General features: G+C 27.9%; 1 protein-coding gene. It reads left to right on the forward strand.

Going from position 1 to position 1,120, the window contains the following annotated elements:
- Positions 1 to 745: 745 nt before the first annotated feature.
- Positions 746 to 1,120 (forward strand): hypothetical protein (locus A6I66_RS16395; RefSeq protein WP_211267560.1); only part of this gene is annotated, 375 nt, incomplete at its 3' end.

Raw genomic sequence — 1,120 nt, forward strand, 5'->3', positions numbered from 1 at the left:
TTTTTAGGGAAGGCTACAGATATATATAGGAAGGGCCTGGGGGTGGCATATAACCACTTCCGAAATTAGAAATTAATTGGGTTTTAGATTTTAATATTTGAAGATCTGTTGTGTCCGACAATACCTCTTTTAAGAATTGAAGCTTAAATTCATTGGATATGTCAAATTTATCTTGTTTTTCATTACAAGCATAAATTGACATGATGATTATAATAATGATCGATTTTTTCAAAATTCTGACTAACGTAAAATTATGTTATGAAAATCAATAAATTATATATTTCAGATTTTATCATATTTATTAAGATTTTCAGATCCAATTTACTCAATTTTTTGGTTAGCTAACGAACTGAGGAATTTTTTGGTTTCTATGAGGGATGGTGTACAACGTTGATGTATATGAAACGTAGCGTGTTTAAATGTAATGTTTTTCGGTTAATTACAGAGCCAATTTATAAATTTGGCGGTCTTTAAAAATAAGCCAGAAACTTAGACTTTAGCGTTTATTAGCTATGTTTTATATACTTTGTTGCCAACTGTACTTGTTTTTTTAGATTTTTATTACACTAATAGTTAGAACCCAAATATCTTGAGCATTTATGTGTCGTAAAGAGTGAATAAGTCATAACAAGATTTTTTTCTTTTCAAGATAACTAAAAATTCTATAGTTTTATGAATTTACATGAAAAAAACGCAACTATTTATGGCTTATACCATCTAAATAAAATAAATTATACATAGTCTTATGAAAGAAAAACTAACCTTTATATTTTTTACGCTTTATTCATTTTTCAGTTTCTCACAAGTAGCATTAAATTTCCCTACTGATTATGCTAATTTTTTAGGGGTTGAACAAATTTATTTAGAATGGATTGAAGATACAGATCTATCAGGAGGGAACGTTAGTTACGATTTGTACTTTGGTACGAATTCCAACCCTATTTTATATTACAGTGATTTAACTCCAAATACAAATGGGGAAATTGATACAGATACTTATATTTATCAAGGAGCAATAATGGATGGCGCTAATTCAATACCTACAAGTATTTTTTTTAAACAGATAACCTTAAATTATGAAACCACGTATTATTGGAAAGTTGTAGCAAAAAATACAAAG

Origin of the sequence: Pseudotamlana agarivorans (assembly GCF_001642835.1) — a bacterium.
Classification (GTDB): domain Bacteria; phylum Bacteroidota; class Bacteroidia; order Flavobacteriales; family Flavobacteriaceae; genus Pseudotamlana; species Pseudotamlana agarivorans.